Here is a 12,597-nt window from a genome sequence, read left to right as displayed (position 1 = left end):
AACGGAAGTTGCCGTGGCCGCTCAACCTCAGCCGGCGCACCGGTCACCACGATGCCGTGCACGGAGCCGACCTGCCACGCCGACCCGTGCACTCCTGGCGGTCGGCGATGTGCCGGTAGAGCGACGCCTGCCCGGTGTCGAGCGCGGCGGCGACCTCGAGCAGGGTGAGACCGTCCACACCGGACTCGTCGGCGATGCGTCAGGCCGCGGCGACGATCATGTCCCGACTCGGCCGTGCGGTCCGTGCCACGCCGATCACAGTAGCCACCGGCCGGCGCCGAGGGTGATGCTGGTCCGGCCGGGAACATCGGCGCACTGATCGTCACTTCGGGATGGTGGAGGGCGGCGAACTGCCCTCCACCGCGGGCAGATCAGCCGGTGATCGCCTTCAGCGCGCCGAAGTAGGCCTGGTGACCCAGGGCGTTCGGGTGGTAGGACTCGTTCAGCTTGTCCCACTGCAGGCTGGTCATCCACTCCGGGTTGCCGGAGCACAGCTCGTGGCCGGCGAAGGCGGTGCGGGCGTCGACGAACCGGAAGCCGGCGTCGGCGGCGGCGGTCTGCAGGAGGCCGTCGAGGATGTCGGTCCCGTTGTTCAGGGCCGAGCGCTTGGTGTCGCTGAGCCCGACCCAGCAGTTGCCGCCGATCTTGTAGAAATGCGGGTAGCCCATCACGACCACCTGCGCCGACGGCGCCTTGGCCCGGATGCCTCGGTACAGGTCGGCCAGCCCGCCGGGCAGCACCGACCGGCCCGTGGCCACCGCGGCGTTGACGGCGTTGATGCACGTGGAATCGGCGAAGTTGAGGATGCAGGTCTCCAGCACGCTCACGAAGCCGACGTCGTTGCCGCCCACCTGCACGGTGACCAGCGTGGTGTCGGGGGTCAGGCCAGCCGCCGCCTGGTTGGCGACATCGGCCACCAACGCCCCGGAACAGGACTCCTCCACGTACGTGGTCGACGGATGCGCCGCCGCCCACAGCCGGCTGTACTCCAGCGGCCCTCGCCGGCAGTCGGCGTTCGGGTCGTCGTAGGTGTAGGTGCCGACGCCGACCGCGTACGAGTCACCCAGGGCCACATACTTCCCCGCCGCCGGCGCCGCAGCGGCCGTGGCGGGTGACAGGATCGCGATGACAGGGACGAGCAGCAGGGCCAGACGGCGCATGGATGTCTCCGTTTTCGAAGGCACAGCGGACCAAAGGCTGACGCGATCACTACGAGTAGCAGCTCCGGCGTGACTCCGGTAGGCCCGCCCGTATCGTTCACACCCCGGTCGGCCCGTCGTCAGAAAAAGACGCGTGCACACCCCACACTTGTCACACCCGGGTCAGCGCGTCATCCGGCAGCACGGCGTGCACGCCCCAGGTCTGGTTGGCGATCTGGGTGACCCGGAGATCCACGACCGGGCTGGCCAGCGCAAGGGCCGTGGTCCGGTCGACACCGTGCAGCGCCTGCATCCAGTCCAGCATGGCCGACAGGGCCTGCGCCGACGCCTCGTTCAGGTCGGCGTCGAACCCGAAGGTCACCCGGCCGGCCGGGGTGGTCGCGTGCGCGGTCGGGATCGGCGGGTCGGCCACCAGTTCCAGCACGAGCCGCGTGGTCATGCCGCACTCCACCGCGGTCCCACACACCTCGCCGTCGCCCTGCGCCCCGTGGCCGTCGCCCAGGCACAGCAACGCCTCCGGGACCGTGATCGGCAGGTACAGCATCGAGCCGGCGACCAGCTCCCGGCAGTCGATGTTGCCGCCGCCGTCCGCACGCGGCGGGATTGTCGAGTGCTGCCCCGCCTCCGCGGGCGGCATCCCGATCACCCCGAGGAACGGCGCCAAGCGCACCGCGAACCCCAGGTTGTTGACCGCCCGTCCGTCCGCGATGTCCCAGTGCAGCAACACCCGCTGGCCCGGCACGACCCCGAGCCGGCGGTTGAGCGCGTTGTCCCTCGACGCCGCCGCCGTGAAGCCCCAGTCGTCCGGCTGGAGCGACTCCAGCCGCACCGCCAGCATCATGCCCGGCTCCGCCCCGCGCACGGCGATCGGCCCGGTCAGGCAGTGCCCCCGCGCGTTCTCGATCAGCCGCGCGCTGTCGGTGTCCGCGCCCAGGCTGCCGGATGCGTTGAGGCTACGCACAATCAGCGTGTCGCCCGGATCGACCGTGAGCACCGGCGCCCGGTCGCGGTCGAAGACGTCGGTGACGGTGTCGGCGCTCGGGTCGAGTCGGTGTTCGGTCACGGAACCATCCTGCCCGATCGGCTTCCCCACGGCCGAGAGAATTCCTGTCGCTCAGGGCTGGCCATGCCGGCGAGCCTGGAGGACGTCCCGGCACACCGTGACCGGATCGGACACCTCGGCGACCGTTTTCGCAGCCTCGGCCGCGGCGGCCGCGAAAGTGGGATCCTCCAACACATTCAGGACCGCGATGCGCACGGCGTCGACGGCCGGCGGGCGGACGACCACGGCGCTTCCCTGTCGGGCGGCGCGGTTGGCGAGCTCCCACTGGTCGCCGCCACCGGGCACGGCGACAACGGGCACGCCGGCGAGCAAAGCCTTGGCCAGCAAGCCATGCCCGGCGCCGCACACGACAACGGCGGCCTGCCGCAACAGTTCGTCCTGGCCGCCGGCGCCGGCACTGGCCCAGGACGGGAGCCCCTCCGGTGGCCGGAAGGTGGAGATCGCGGCCCTGACGTCGAGACCGTCAAGCGCGGCAAGGGTTGTGGACAGCATGTCGGTGGCCCCGCCGGTCGCAGTGGACGGCGCGATCATCACCAACGGCCCGACGCCGGGTGGCGGGGTGAGCCCGACCGGCACCGGATCCCACAACAGCGGCCCGACGACGTGCGCCTCGCGCGGCCAGTCCGGGCGGGGAACCTCCAGTGCGGGCAAGGTGGCGATCAACCGCGCCGCGGGACCGGGATCCCTGGCCGGCAAACCGATTCCCGTACGAGCGACGGCCTGTTGTCGCTGCCCCTCCCGCAGCGAGCGGGCGGTAAAGCGGCGCAGCACGGCGTCGCGGAGGCGGCCGCGAACACCGGTGCCACGGGCGAGACCGCTGCCGATCGGCGGCAGGCCCCGTGAGGGCAGATAGAGCGGATGCGGCGACAACTCGACCCAGGGCAGCCCCAGCAGCTCGGCCGCCATGCCGCCGCATTTCGCCAACACGTCCGACACGACAAGGTCGGGATTCAGCGCCTCCAGCGTCGGCACGAGCTGCTGCGCCAACTCCGCCGCCCGCTCGTACAGCCAGTGCCCGATGTCGGTCTCGGCCCGCAGCGACAGCCAATCCTGCGGCGGCGCCTCGATCCCGGCCGCCACCGCGGCGTCGCGCCAGCCGTCGGCCGTGAGCAGGACCGGCTCGTCGCCGGCCGCCGCGAACCGCAGGCACAGCGCGACCGCGGGAAACACGTGGCCGGCATCCGGTCCGGCAACGACGGCCACTCGCACGTGCAGCAGACTCCCACACGAAAACCGGTTGCCGCGCGGGCACGCCGGTCATGAGACTGAGAGCCACCATGACGATCCGGACACCGCTGTTCTGCGGCACTGACCTGGCCGAGCGCATCGAACGCGTCGACGCCCGCTTCATGGCCCTGGCCACCGAAGCCGCCCGTGCCCGCCGCGGCGACGAGGTGTCCTTCGTCCGTGAGGTTGCCGGCGGCGCCGCCACCTTCGCCGAGCCTGACTCCCCGTTCAACAAGGTCGCCGGCCTCGGCTTCGGCGGCGTGCCAACCGCGGACGAGATGGCCGAGGTCGAGAAGGCCTTCCACGACCGCGGCGCCCCGGTCCAGGTCGAGCTGCCGACCCTGGCCGACCCGGCCGTCGGCGAGTTCCTCACCGGCCGCGGCTACCGCCTGGCCGGCTTCGAGAACGTGCTCGGCCTCGCCCTGGACGACCTGGACCTCCCCGAGCCGCCGGCCGGCGTCGAGGTCCAGCCCTGCCCCGAGGGGGAGACCGACACGGCCCTGGACATCCTGATCGACGCCGTCCTCGTGCCCGACACCGAGGGCGCCGCCGCGGCCGAGGAGTTCCCCCGCGAAGCACTCGGCAACGCCCTGCGTGACATGGAGGCCGCCGGCACCCGGCGCTACCTCGCCCTGATCGACGGCGTCCCCGTCGGCAGCGGCGGCGTGCGCGCCGCCGACGGCATCGCCTACTTCGCCGGCGCCGCCACCAGCCCCCAGCACCGCCGCCGAGGCGTGCAGTCCGCCTTGATCGCCGCCCGTCTGGCCGCCGCCAAGGCCGCCGGCTGCGACCTCGCCACCGTCACCACCGCTCCCGGCACCCGGTCCCAGCAGAACGTCCAGCGCCGCGGCTTCGCGCTGCTCTACTCCCGCGCGCTGCTGCTACTCGCCCCCTGACTCCAGCTCGCGAAAAACTCGTCACAAAAAACTCCAGGGTCGTGTCGATTCCGATGGACCTCCGTTCGACGCACTGATGACGGCACCGGTTGCGCTGAGAGGACACCGCCATGGGCTACGCGGACGTGAACGGCCTGCACCTGTACTACGAGCGGCACGGCGAGGCCGGCACGCCCCTGGTCCTGCTGCACGGCGGCATGCTGACCATCGACCTGAACTTCGCCGGCCTGATCCCCACGCTGGCCGAGCGTCATCAGGTGATCGGCGTGGAGATGCAGGGCCACGGCCGCACTGCCGACATCGACCGGGCGATCACCCCGGCCGCGCTGGCGAGCGACGTGGTGGCGCTGCTGGACCACCTCGGCATCGACCGGGCCCACGTGCTCGGCCACAGCATGGGCGGCGCCGTGGCCTTGGAGCTGGCGGTCAGCCACCCGGACCGCGTGCTGTCGGTGGTGCCGATCTCGGCCAGCGTCCGACCCGACGGCATGCACGAGGACCTGCTCGACCCGAGCCGGCACGCGACGTCCGACCGGCTGCCCACTCAGCAGGACTTCACCGACTTCCGGGACGCCTACCAGCGGCTGTCGCCGCACCCGGAGCACTTCGACGAGTTCCTGGCCGCGATGTCGGCCTCGGCCGCCGACCTGAAGGGCTGGAGCGACGACCAGCTGGCCGGCATCACCGCCCCGACGCTGCTGGTGATGGGCGACCACGACTTCACCACCATCGAGCACGGCGCGCTGATGAAGCGCCTGATCCCCGGCTCACACCTGGCGGTGCTGCCGAACACCACGCACATGACCGTGACGCTGCGGTCCGAGCTGCTGCTGCCGATCCTCGCCGACTTCCTCGGCTAGAGCTGGCCGGTGCGGAACTTGTCCAGCACGCGCCGCTCCCGCTTGGTGGGCCGGCCGGCGCCCCGATCGCGGCGGGCGACCGGGATGGCGGCCTCCGGCGGGGGCGCGGGCGTGCGGTCGATGAAGCAGGTCGCGGCGTCCGCGGCGCCCACCCGCTTCTGGATCACCCGCACCACCTCGACGACCTTGGTCTTGTCCCCGACACGGGCGCGCACCTCGTCACCGGGCGACACCGAAGTCGCCGCCTTCGCCGGCCTGTCGTTCACGCGCACATGGCCGCCTTTGCAGGCCGCCGCGGCGTCCGAACGGGTCTTGGTCAGCCGGACCGCCCAGAGCCAGCGGTCCACTCGAGTGGACTCCACCTCCCCACTATGTCATCGGTCCCCAACGGATTTCAGCCGTAGGTCGGGTGCTGCGGCCAGCCGGGCGGCGAGTCCTCCCAGTCCTGCTGGCGGCCGTACGGCACCAGATCGAGCAGGCTGTTGGTGAACACCAGCCGGTCGACGCCCCGCTGGGTGGTGTTGTACGTGCGGTAGACGCGGTCCCCGTCGCGCAGGAACACCGTCAGCATGAAGCCGAACTCCGCGTCGGTGTCGGCCGCGAAGGTGGTGTCACGCGAGGACGCGTACGGGACGGTCCAGCCCTTCTGCTCCCAGTAGCCGGCGATCTGGGCCAGCGGCATGTTCGACACCGTCACCCAGCTGACGTCGCTGTCCGCGAGCAGGCCGACGGCCGGCGACGGCACGTTGTCGGTGAGCCATGTGCAGCCCCCGCAGTAGGCGTCCGGGCCGAGGTCCATGAACTGGTACACGGCCAGCTGCCGCTTGCCGTCGAACAGGTCCAGCAACGAGCGCTTGCCGGCCGGGGTGTCGAACTCGTAGGTGTCCGGGAACTCGACCATCGGCAGCCGACGTCTGCGGGCCGCGATCGCGTCCAGCATCCGGGTCGCTTCCTTCTCCTCGGCGAGCAGGTCCGCCCGGGCCTGCCGCCACTCCTCGACGGGGACGATCGGTGGTTTCTCCATGCCGCCGATTCAACACCAGGTCCACGACCTCTGCCGGCGACGCGCAACCCCTTGGTCAACAGCACCGACCCGCAGGCCTCACCACGCCCTGAAGTCCTTGTAGCACAATCGCTTCACAAGAATCGGTGGTCCGCAACCGAGGCTGGAGGGCGGCCACTGATCCGTCAAATACCGGGCCGCGAGGGCGGCGTGCGACAACGGGGTGGCCAGGTTCGCCACATCGCCGTTCGTGGTGTAGTCCAACAGCAACAACGGCCCTTGAGCCCCGAGTTCGCGCAACGCCGCCAACTCGTCCCGCACGCAGTGGTCCAGCATCCAGCGGTAGGCCGGCAGAGAGATCCGCCGCCGCGCGGTCTCGTAGTCCAGCAGCCCACCCCGCAGGCCGTCGCGATGCCCCAGCACCGGCCCAACCGGCGGACCGTCCTCTTGAGGCCGGTCATCTTGGTGACGGCCAGCTTCGACAGGTCGACATCCGCTTGGACAAAGACTTTCAGCGCCTGCCAGATGCCCTCGACCGACGTGCCGACCTCACCCGGCGACAGCGGCACCGGGATGTCGCCGTGCGGATAGAACGGGCTCAGCCGGACCCAGGGTTGCGGCCCGCACGAAGTCACGTCCACCACCGTGACATCCGCCGGGAACGCCGATCTCCGTCGCTTGCTCGCCACCTCAACGATCACCCGGCCATCCTGCCGGCCCAGCCCGACATCGTGTTAAGAATGTTTGACATCGTGTCTAGGCTTCTTTACATTCGAGGACGTCGAGCGAGAAGGAGCGCAGCCGTGGCGTACGAAGAGAAGCGCGCGTGGATCATGCTTGTGGTGTCGGCGATCGCCTATGCGGTGTACGCCGTGACGGTGCTGAGCAGACCGGGGCCGCTGGCCCAGGCGCCCTACGTCGGCGCGCTGCTGTGGATCACCGGCGCGTCGATCGTGGCGACGATCGTGCTGAACATCGCGGTGTCGATCCGCAACCCCAAGGAAAGCAGGCGCGATCAGCGGGACCGCGAGATCGGACAGTTCGGCGACCGGATCGGCCAGTCGTTCGTGGTGGTCGGCGGGGTGCTGGCGATGTTCCTCGCGATGGCGCGGCTGGACCACTTCTGGATCGCCAACGCGATCTACCTGGCGTTCACGCTGTCGGCCGTGCTGGGCTCGGTCGCGCGGATCGTGGGCTACCGACGGGGGTTCCAGGCGTGGTGAAGCCGACGAAGGTGACGAACTCGATCCGGGCGCTGCGCTTCGCCAAGGGCGAGATGACGCAGGCCGAGCTGGCCGACCGGATCGGCGTCACCCGGCAGACGGTGATCGCGATCGAGCAGGGCCGGTACTCGCCGTCGCTGGAGATGGCGTTCCAGATCGCCCACGTGTTCGGGGTGCCACTCGACGACGTTTTCCAGTATCCGGAGGGAGATTCCCCATGAAGGCCGTTGCCCGCGACCGCTACGGATCGTTGGATGTGTTGCAGCTCAAGGATGTCGAACGACCGAAGCCCGGGCCCGGCGAGGTCCTGGTCCGGGTGCGGGCGGCCGGCGTCGACCCGAGCGTCTGGCACCTCACCGCCGGTCGGCCGTATCTGATCCGGCTGATGGGTTTCGGCTTACGCCGCCCGAAAAGACCGGTGCCGGGCCTCGATCTCGCCGGCACCATCGAGGAAACCGGCCCCGGCGTCACCGAATTCCGTGCCGGTGAGCAGGTTTTCGGCACCGCCGACGGCTCGTTCGCCGAGTACGTCACCGTCAAGACGAGTCGGGTCGTGCCCATGCCCGACCGGCTGACCTTCGACCAGGCCGCCGCCGTTCCCGTCTCCGCCCGCACCGCCGCGCAGGCCGTGGCCACCGTCCACTCCGGACAGCAGGTCCTGATCATCGGTGCCGGCGGCGGCGTCGGCACCTACGCCGTCCAGCTGGTCAAGGCCCGCGGCGCCCACGTCACCGGCGTGTGCAGCACCGCCAAGGTCGATCTGGTGAAGTCCCTCGGCGGCGAGGGCGGCGGCAAGCTCGTCGGCAGCGTCGCCCGCACCCTCCGAGCAGCATTGCTCTCCCCCTTCGTCAGCCAGCAGCTCAAGGGCCTCATGGCCACCGCCGAACGCCGCGAGGACCTGCTCGAACTCCGCCGCCTCATCGAGCAGGACGTGATCGCGCCGGTCCTCGACCGCACCTTCCCCCTCGCCGACGCCGTGGCCGCCATCCGTTACGTGCAAGCCGGGAAGGCCCTCGGCAAGGTCGTGATCACGACATAGGTTGGCGGCGTGCCCATGACAGAGGAATCGCGCCGGGAGTACGTCGAGTTCGTGCGCCGGACGCTCGGCATCGAACCCACGGAACAAGCTCTGTTCGACCGATTGAGACGCCAACTGCCGGCCGAGGATGTCGAGCGCCTGCGAGTGCTCGCCGGCCGCCGGCCGAGTGGAATCGCCACGCTGGCCGCCGTGTCGCTGGCGATCGAGCGGCTCGGGCTCGACTGGTGGCGCCGACCGCGTACTGGCTCCGAGGTCACCAGGACCAAGGAGGACGGTGTCTCACCGGTCGAGTTGATCCGAGGCGAGGAGCCCCTGAGCACCCTCCGGACGTGGGCCGTGGAGGATGTCGCTGACGACGAATGGCCACCCGCAGCGGGCTTTGTCGACATCAATACCCAACGTGCGGTGAATGCGACGCCGGCACCGTCCGGCAGCACCCCCGGCGATCACGTGACGTTCTCATGGGATGCCGGCTGCCGCGTGCTTGCCGTTGTCGAGGAGCGCGACGGCTTTCTCGGCATCACGATCCCCGGCCAGTTGCTCTACTCGGTGGCCGAGGAAGTCTGGGACAGCTGGTACCGCGTAACGGAATCCGGCATCGCCACGTCGTAGCACAGCTTGATCGTGCCGTCCGGGTAGACGACCTGCTCGGAGAAGGACAGCGGGCGGGTGTCGTCGCCCAGCGGGAACAGCGGCATCCCCTTGCCCATCAACAAAGGCAGCAGCACGATCTCGAAACGGTCGACGGCGCCGGCCTGATGGAAGGCGGCGATGGCGCTGGGGCCGCCGAGGAGCTGGGCGTCGCCGGCGGGCAGGGCGGCGAGCACGTCGGCGACGGTGGCGCAGACGGTGACGTCCTGGTCGGCGGGCACGTCCACCTGACCGGTGCTGAGCACGAAGACCTTCTTGCCCGGCCAGGGCCAGTCGGAGGCGCCGAGGGCGGGCTCGAAGGTGTGGCGGCCCATGATCACGGCGGTGCACTGGGCGAAGAACTCCTCGTGCCCGTAGGAGACACCGGACCGGAACTCGGGCATGTGCAGCAGGACGGGCCAGCCGTTGGTGTCGGCGGAGAAGCCGTCGAGGGTCATCGAGGTGTGCACGCGGATCGCCATGATGCCAACTCCTTCTGTTCGGTTCCTTGCCCCCTGGTCGGAGCCGCCCGGACGGTTCTCGACACGTGCTACGGTGTTTTTCGGCGCGATCCACGCCTCACCTCCACGAGCCGGCCCCAGCCCGGCTCCCCGCGGGGGCAAAGGGACTTCCTGTCTCGGGTCGCCGTCCGAAGCCGTCCGTTCCGGGCGCGCGCGTCGCTGGGGGATCGCCGGTCCGGGACGTGGAAGGCCGAAGACGTGACCACGAGGGGCAATTTCAAACGCCGGGTCCGGGCCCGTGCGGCCAAGACCGGTCAGTCCTACACGACCGCGCTTCGGCACTTCCGTCGGACATCGGGAGACGACGAGATGCCGAAGACGAAAACCCTGCGGCTGGCGGCGGCGCGCACGACGCTGCGCCAGGACCCACGGGACGGGGACCTGCTGCGGGAGAGCGGCCGGGAGATCCGCCGGCTGATGCGTGACGCCTACGCGGCGGGCGCGCGGCTGGTGGTGTTCCCGGAGGGGGCGACCTGCTCGCCACACAAGCGGATCATGTCGGCGGACCCGAACCGGGTCGGCCCGGCCGACTGGGCCCTGGCCGACTGGGACGTGTTGCGCGACGAGCTGGGGCGCATCGCCGAGCTGGCCCGGGAGCTGGGGCTGTGGACCGTGCTCGGCGGCGTGCACCGGCTGACGCCGCCGAACCGCCCGCACAACAGCCTGTACGTGCTGTCGGACAAGGGCGAGGTCGTCACCCGCTACGACGAGCGGATGCTGTCCAACACCAAGGTCAGCTTCATGTACACGCCCGGCTCCGCGCCGGTGACCTTCGAGGTCGACGGCGTGCGGATCGGCCTGGCGCTGGGCATGGAGGTGCATTTCCCCGAGCTGTTCCTGGAGTACGAGCGCCTCGACGTGGACGCCGTGCTGTTCGCGACGGCCGCGCCGACCGAGGTGTTCGCCACCGAGGCCCAGGCCCACGCCGCCACGAACAGCTACTGGGTCGGCTATGCCTCCGACATGGGCTCCGGCGTCATCTCGCCGGACGGGGCGTGGGTGGCCCGCACCGACGACGGCCCGATCGCCGTCGCCGATCTCGACGGCAACGTGGAGAACCTGGCCCGGCCGTGGCGGCGCACCGTCCGCGACGGCTTCTACGAGCCGCATCTCATCCACGACGACCCGCGCAGCGTGGAGCGCGGAGGTTTCTGACGGTGGGAGAAACGCCCGTCGGCGCTCGGCGCCGGCGGGCGCAACCGTCGAAGGTCTGGTCTTTTCGGTTAATCCTGAACACCGTTAACACGTAGTTCGGCCGGCACTGCGCGTGACGAGTCGTGTTAGCCTACCGGCAAAACCGCAGGTCAGGTATCACGTTGGGTGAGTACACGGGTACCGGGCGTGTGCATCTGCACACAAGTTTCGGGAGGCGCGTCCCGAACGAGTGTTAGGACTGTCTAAGAGCACAAGACCAACTCGCCCTGCCCGAGGAGGACGGAGCCGTGCCGAACCGGCCGCGCCACGCCGTGAACGGTCCCGACATGCCCGCGGTCGGAGTGCCGACCCAACGCGACAACGATGACCGGATCTGGACCGGCGAGCCGCTGAGCGGCGCGCAGGCGGCCGACATCGTCAGCACCGTCGTGCACCGCCGCACCCCGCTGCGTGAGCTGCGCGCCCGGGGCAGCCGCTTCCTGAAGGGCCACTCGGGTCCGCTGAGCGACTTGGGCGCCATCGCGCTGGCCCTGCTGGACGTGCTGCTGGTGTTCCCCAAGGACGCCGAGCTGTACTCGCACATCCTGTCCGGCGTGGCCTGCCTGGCGCTGGTGCTGCGCCGCCGCTACCCGTTCCTCGCCCTGCTGCTCACCGTGCCCGGCTACCTCGCGGGCTGGTCGCAGCTGGCCGGCATGATCGCGCTGTACTCGGTGGCCAAGAAGCGGGCCTGGAACTGGCAGACCATGGCCGGCGCGGTGCTGATGATGCTGTGCCGGTTCGTGGTGTGGCCGCTCGACGAGTTCGTCGGCCAGGACTGGAGGCACCAGGTGACCAACCTGCTCTGGGCCGTCGTCGACGCCGGCATGCCGCTCGCGCTCGGGCTGCTCGTCACCACCCGCAAGGAGCTCGTGCGCCGGCTCACCGAGCTGGCCGCCACCCGTGAACGCAAGCAGCAGCTCCAGGCCCAGGCCATCCGGGCCGAGGAGCGCACCCGCTTGGCCCGCGAGATGCACGATGTCGTGTCGCACCAGGTCAGCCTCATCGCCATGCAGGCAGGCGCGCTGAAGATGACCGTCACCGACGCCGACTCGCGGGAGATCGCCAACACCATCCGCCGGCTGTCCACCAAGACGCTGGAGGAGCTGCGCCAGCTGGTCGGCGTGCTGCGCACCACCAGCGACGACGACGGCCGTCCCGACCTGGGCGATCTGCGCCGCCTGGTCTCCGACTGCGGCCTCGCCGTCACGCTCAACGTGGACGGCGACATCGAGAGCATCCCGCGGCCGGTGTCGGCCGCCGCCTACCGGACAGTGCAGGAAGCGCTGACCAATGTTGGCAAGCACGCCCCGTCCGCCGCCGTGTCCGTGCTCGTCCAGTTGGGCGAGGACGAACTGGTGGTGCGGGTGCGCAACGGACGGCCCCGAGGACAGCGCTCCCCTGCCCTGCCCTCTGGCGGCCATGGCCTGGTCGGACTCACCGAACGGGCCGAGCTGCTGGGAGGCAGCTGTCACGCCGAGCCGAGTCGGGACGGTGGGTTCGTGGTGACCTCACGGTTCCCGCTCGCCCTGCCCGGTGTGCCGGCGCCGCAGGCTCCCCAGCACGCATAGGAGGATCGGGGCCCCAGGGGAAGCCGGGCGCGGGACTCCCCTCCCCCATCCACCACGCGACGAAGGCCGCCTTGCTCCCGGAAACGCGAGCAGGGCGGCCTTTGTCGTCAGCGGCGAAAACCCGGGGGCGCAAAAACCGCAGCGCGCAGAAAGGCCGCCTTCCCCAGTGGAAACCGGGGGAAGGCGGCCTTTCCGTGTCGAATCCGCGGGGCC

General features: G+C 70.5%; 16 protein-coding genes. 8 read left to right on the top strand and 8 right to left on the bottom strand.

Annotation, left to right across the window (positions count from 1 at the left end; translation table 11 throughout):
• Positions 1–43: 43 nt before the first annotated feature.
• The 4 genes from AB0M73_RS39305 to AB0M73_RS39290 all read right to left on the bottom strand — a co-directional run bounded on the left by AB0M73_RS39305 (position 44) and on the right by AB0M73_RS39290 (position 3,432).
• Positions 44–178, bottom strand: a complete 135-nt coding sequence (locus tag AB0M73_RS39305) for a hypothetical protein (protein WP_363902468.1) — start codon at positions 176–178, stop codon at positions 44–46.
• A 193-nt stretch (positions 179–371) separates the two neighbouring features.
• The gene (locus AB0M73_RS39300) at positions 372–1,160 is read right to left on the bottom strand and encodes an SGNH/GDSL hydrolase family protein (protein ID WP_363902465.1); all 789 of its coding nucleotides are present in this window, start codon (positions 1,158–1,160) and stop codon (positions 372–374) included.
• 151 nt (positions 1,161–1,311) lie between these two features.
• On the bottom strand, positions 1,312–2,223 hold the full coding sequence (locus AB0M73_RS39295; protein WP_363902462.1) for an acetamidase/formamidase family protein: 912 nt from the start codon (positions 2,221–2,223) through the stop codon (positions 1,312–1,314).
• Positions 2,224–2,274: 51 nt separating this feature from the next.
• Positions 2,275–3,432, bottom strand: a complete 1,158-nt coding sequence (locus AB0M73_RS39290; protein ID WP_363902459.1) for a nucleotide disphospho-sugar-binding domain-containing protein — start codon at positions 3,430–3,432, stop codon at positions 2,275–2,277.
• A 68-nt stretch (positions 3,433–3,500) separates the two neighbouring features.
• Here AB0M73_RS39290 and AB0M73_RS39285 point away from each other — a divergent pair, with 68 nt between their 5' ends.
• Positions 3,501–4,346, top strand: coding sequence for a GNAT family N-acetyltransferase (locus AB0M73_RS39285; protein ID WP_363902456.1), 846 nt, complete (start codon positions 3,501–3,503; stop codon positions 4,344–4,346).
• 110 nt (positions 4,347–4,456) lie between these two features.
• On the top strand, positions 4,457–5,206 hold the full coding sequence (locus AB0M73_RS39280) for an alpha/beta fold hydrolase (protein WP_363902453.1): 750 nt from the start codon (positions 4,457–4,459) through the stop codon (positions 5,204–5,206).
• Here AB0M73_RS39280 and AB0M73_RS39275 read toward each other — a convergent pair.
• From AB0M73_RS39275 to AB0M73_RS39265, 3 genes are all read right to left on the bottom strand, one after another.
• The gene (locus AB0M73_RS39275; protein WP_084579130.1) at positions 5,203–5,568 is read right to left on the bottom strand and encodes a S4 domain-containing protein; all 366 of its coding nucleotides are present in this window, start codon (positions 5,566–5,568) and stop codon (positions 5,203–5,205) included. The two genes, AB0M73_RS39280 and AB0M73_RS39275, sit on opposite strands and share 4 nt — an antisense overlap.
• 32 nt (positions 5,569–5,600) lie before the next feature.
• Entirely contained in the window at positions 5,601–6,230 is a 630-nt protein-coding gene (locus AB0M73_RS39270) for a DUF899 family protein (protein ID WP_363902448.1), read from the bottom strand.
• Positions 6,231–6,308: 78 nt separating this feature from the next.
• Positions 6,309–6,632 carry a hypothetical protein gene (locus AB0M73_RS39265; protein ID WP_363902445.1) on the bottom strand — a complete coding sequence of 108 codons (324 nt, stop codon included), beginning with the start codon at positions 6,630–6,632 and terminating at the stop codon, positions 6,309–6,311.
• Between the two features lie 380 nt (positions 6,633–7,012).
• Here AB0M73_RS39265 and AB0M73_RS39260 point away from each other — a divergent pair, with 380 nt between their 5' ends.
• The 4 genes from AB0M73_RS39260 to AB0M73_RS39245 are packed head-to-tail and all read left to right on the top strand — an operon-like array spanning position 7,013 to position 9,083.
• Complete coding sequence (locus tag AB0M73_RS39260; protein ID WP_363902442.1) at positions 7,013–7,432, top strand: hypothetical protein; 420 nt, start codon at positions 7,013–7,015, stop codon at positions 7,430–7,432.
• A complete protein-coding gene (locus AB0M73_RS39255; RefSeq protein ID WP_043716490.1) occupies positions 7,426–7,653 on the top strand; it encodes a helix-turn-helix transcriptional regulator in 228 nt (75 codons plus the stop codon). The genes AB0M73_RS39260 and AB0M73_RS39255 overlap by 7 nt, the downstream gene beginning before the upstream one ends.
• Positions 7,650–8,471: an NAD(P)-dependent alcohol dehydrogenase gene (locus AB0M73_RS39250; protein ID WP_363902439.1), complete on the top strand. Its 822-nt coding sequence runs from the start codon at positions 7,650–7,652 to the stop codon at positions 8,469–8,471. The genes AB0M73_RS39255 and AB0M73_RS39250 overlap by 4 nt, the downstream gene beginning before the upstream one ends.
• A 9-nt stretch (positions 8,472–8,480) precedes the next feature.
• Complete coding sequence (locus AB0M73_RS39245; protein ID WP_363902436.1) at positions 8,481–9,083, top strand: hypothetical protein; 603 nt, start codon at positions 8,481–8,483, stop codon at positions 9,081–9,083.
• Here AB0M73_RS39245 and AB0M73_RS39240 read toward each other — a convergent pair.
• Entirely contained in the window at positions 9,014–9,583 is a 570-nt protein-coding gene (locus AB0M73_RS39240) for a dihydrofolate reductase family protein (RefSeq protein ID WP_363902433.1), read from the bottom strand. The genes AB0M73_RS39245 and AB0M73_RS39240 overlap by 70 nt on opposite strands.
• Before the next feature lie 348 nt (positions 9,584–9,931).
• On the opposite strand from AB0M73_RS39240, the gene AB0M73_RS39235 reads away from it, so the two are divergent.
• Both AB0M73_RS39235 and AB0M73_RS39230 read left to right on the top strand, forming a co-directional pair.
• A complete protein-coding gene (locus AB0M73_RS39235) occupies positions 9,932–10,777 on the top strand; it encodes a carbon-nitrogen hydrolase family protein (protein ID WP_363902430.1) in 846 nt (281 codons plus the stop codon).
• A gap of 326 nt (positions 10,778–11,103) precedes the next feature.
• A complete protein-coding gene (locus AB0M73_RS39230) occupies positions 11,104–12,384 on the top strand; it encodes a histidine kinase (RefSeq protein WP_363902427.1) in 1,281 nt (426 codons plus the stop codon).
• Positions 12,385–12,597 lie beyond the last annotated feature (213 nt).

Origin of the sequence: Kutzneria sp. NPDC051319 (assembly GCF_040682195.1) — a bacterium.
Lineage (GTDB): Bacteria > Actinomycetota > Actinomycetes > Mycobacteriales > Pseudonocardiaceae > Kutzneria.
This window is presented reverse-complemented; position numbering and strand designations above follow the sequence as displayed.

Coding starts and splice junctions, on each gene's coding strand:
- AB0M73_RS39240 (WP_363902433.1), bottom strand. CDS start 9,583: ATGGCGATCCGCGTGCACACCTCGATGACCCTCGACGGCTTCTCCGCC.
- AB0M73_RS39280 (WP_363902453.1), top strand. CDS start 4,457: ATGGGCTACGCGGACGTGAACGGCCTGCACCTGTACTACGAGCGGCAC.
- AB0M73_RS39285 (WP_363902456.1), top strand. CDS start 3,501: ATGACGATCCGGACACCGCTGTTCTGCGGCACTGACCTGGCCGAGCGC.
- AB0M73_RS39250 (WP_363902439.1), top strand. CDS start 7,650: ATGAAGGCCGTTGCCCGCGACCGCTACGGATCGTTGGATGTGTTGCAG.
- AB0M73_RS39300 (WP_363902465.1), bottom strand. CDS start 1,160: ATGCGCCGTCTGGCCCTGCTGCTCGTCCCTGTCATCGCGATCCTGTCA.
- AB0M73_RS39270 (WP_363902448.1), bottom strand. CDS start 6,230: ATGGAGAAACCACCGATCGTCCCCGTCGAGGAGTGGCGGCAGGCCCGG.
- AB0M73_RS39230 (WP_363902427.1), top strand. CDS start 11,104: ATGCCCGCGGTCGGAGTGCCGACCCAACGCGACAACGATGACCGGATC.
- AB0M73_RS39235 (WP_363902430.1), top strand. CDS start 9,932: ATGCCGAAGACGAAAACCCTGCGGCTGGCGGCGGCGCGCACGACGCTG.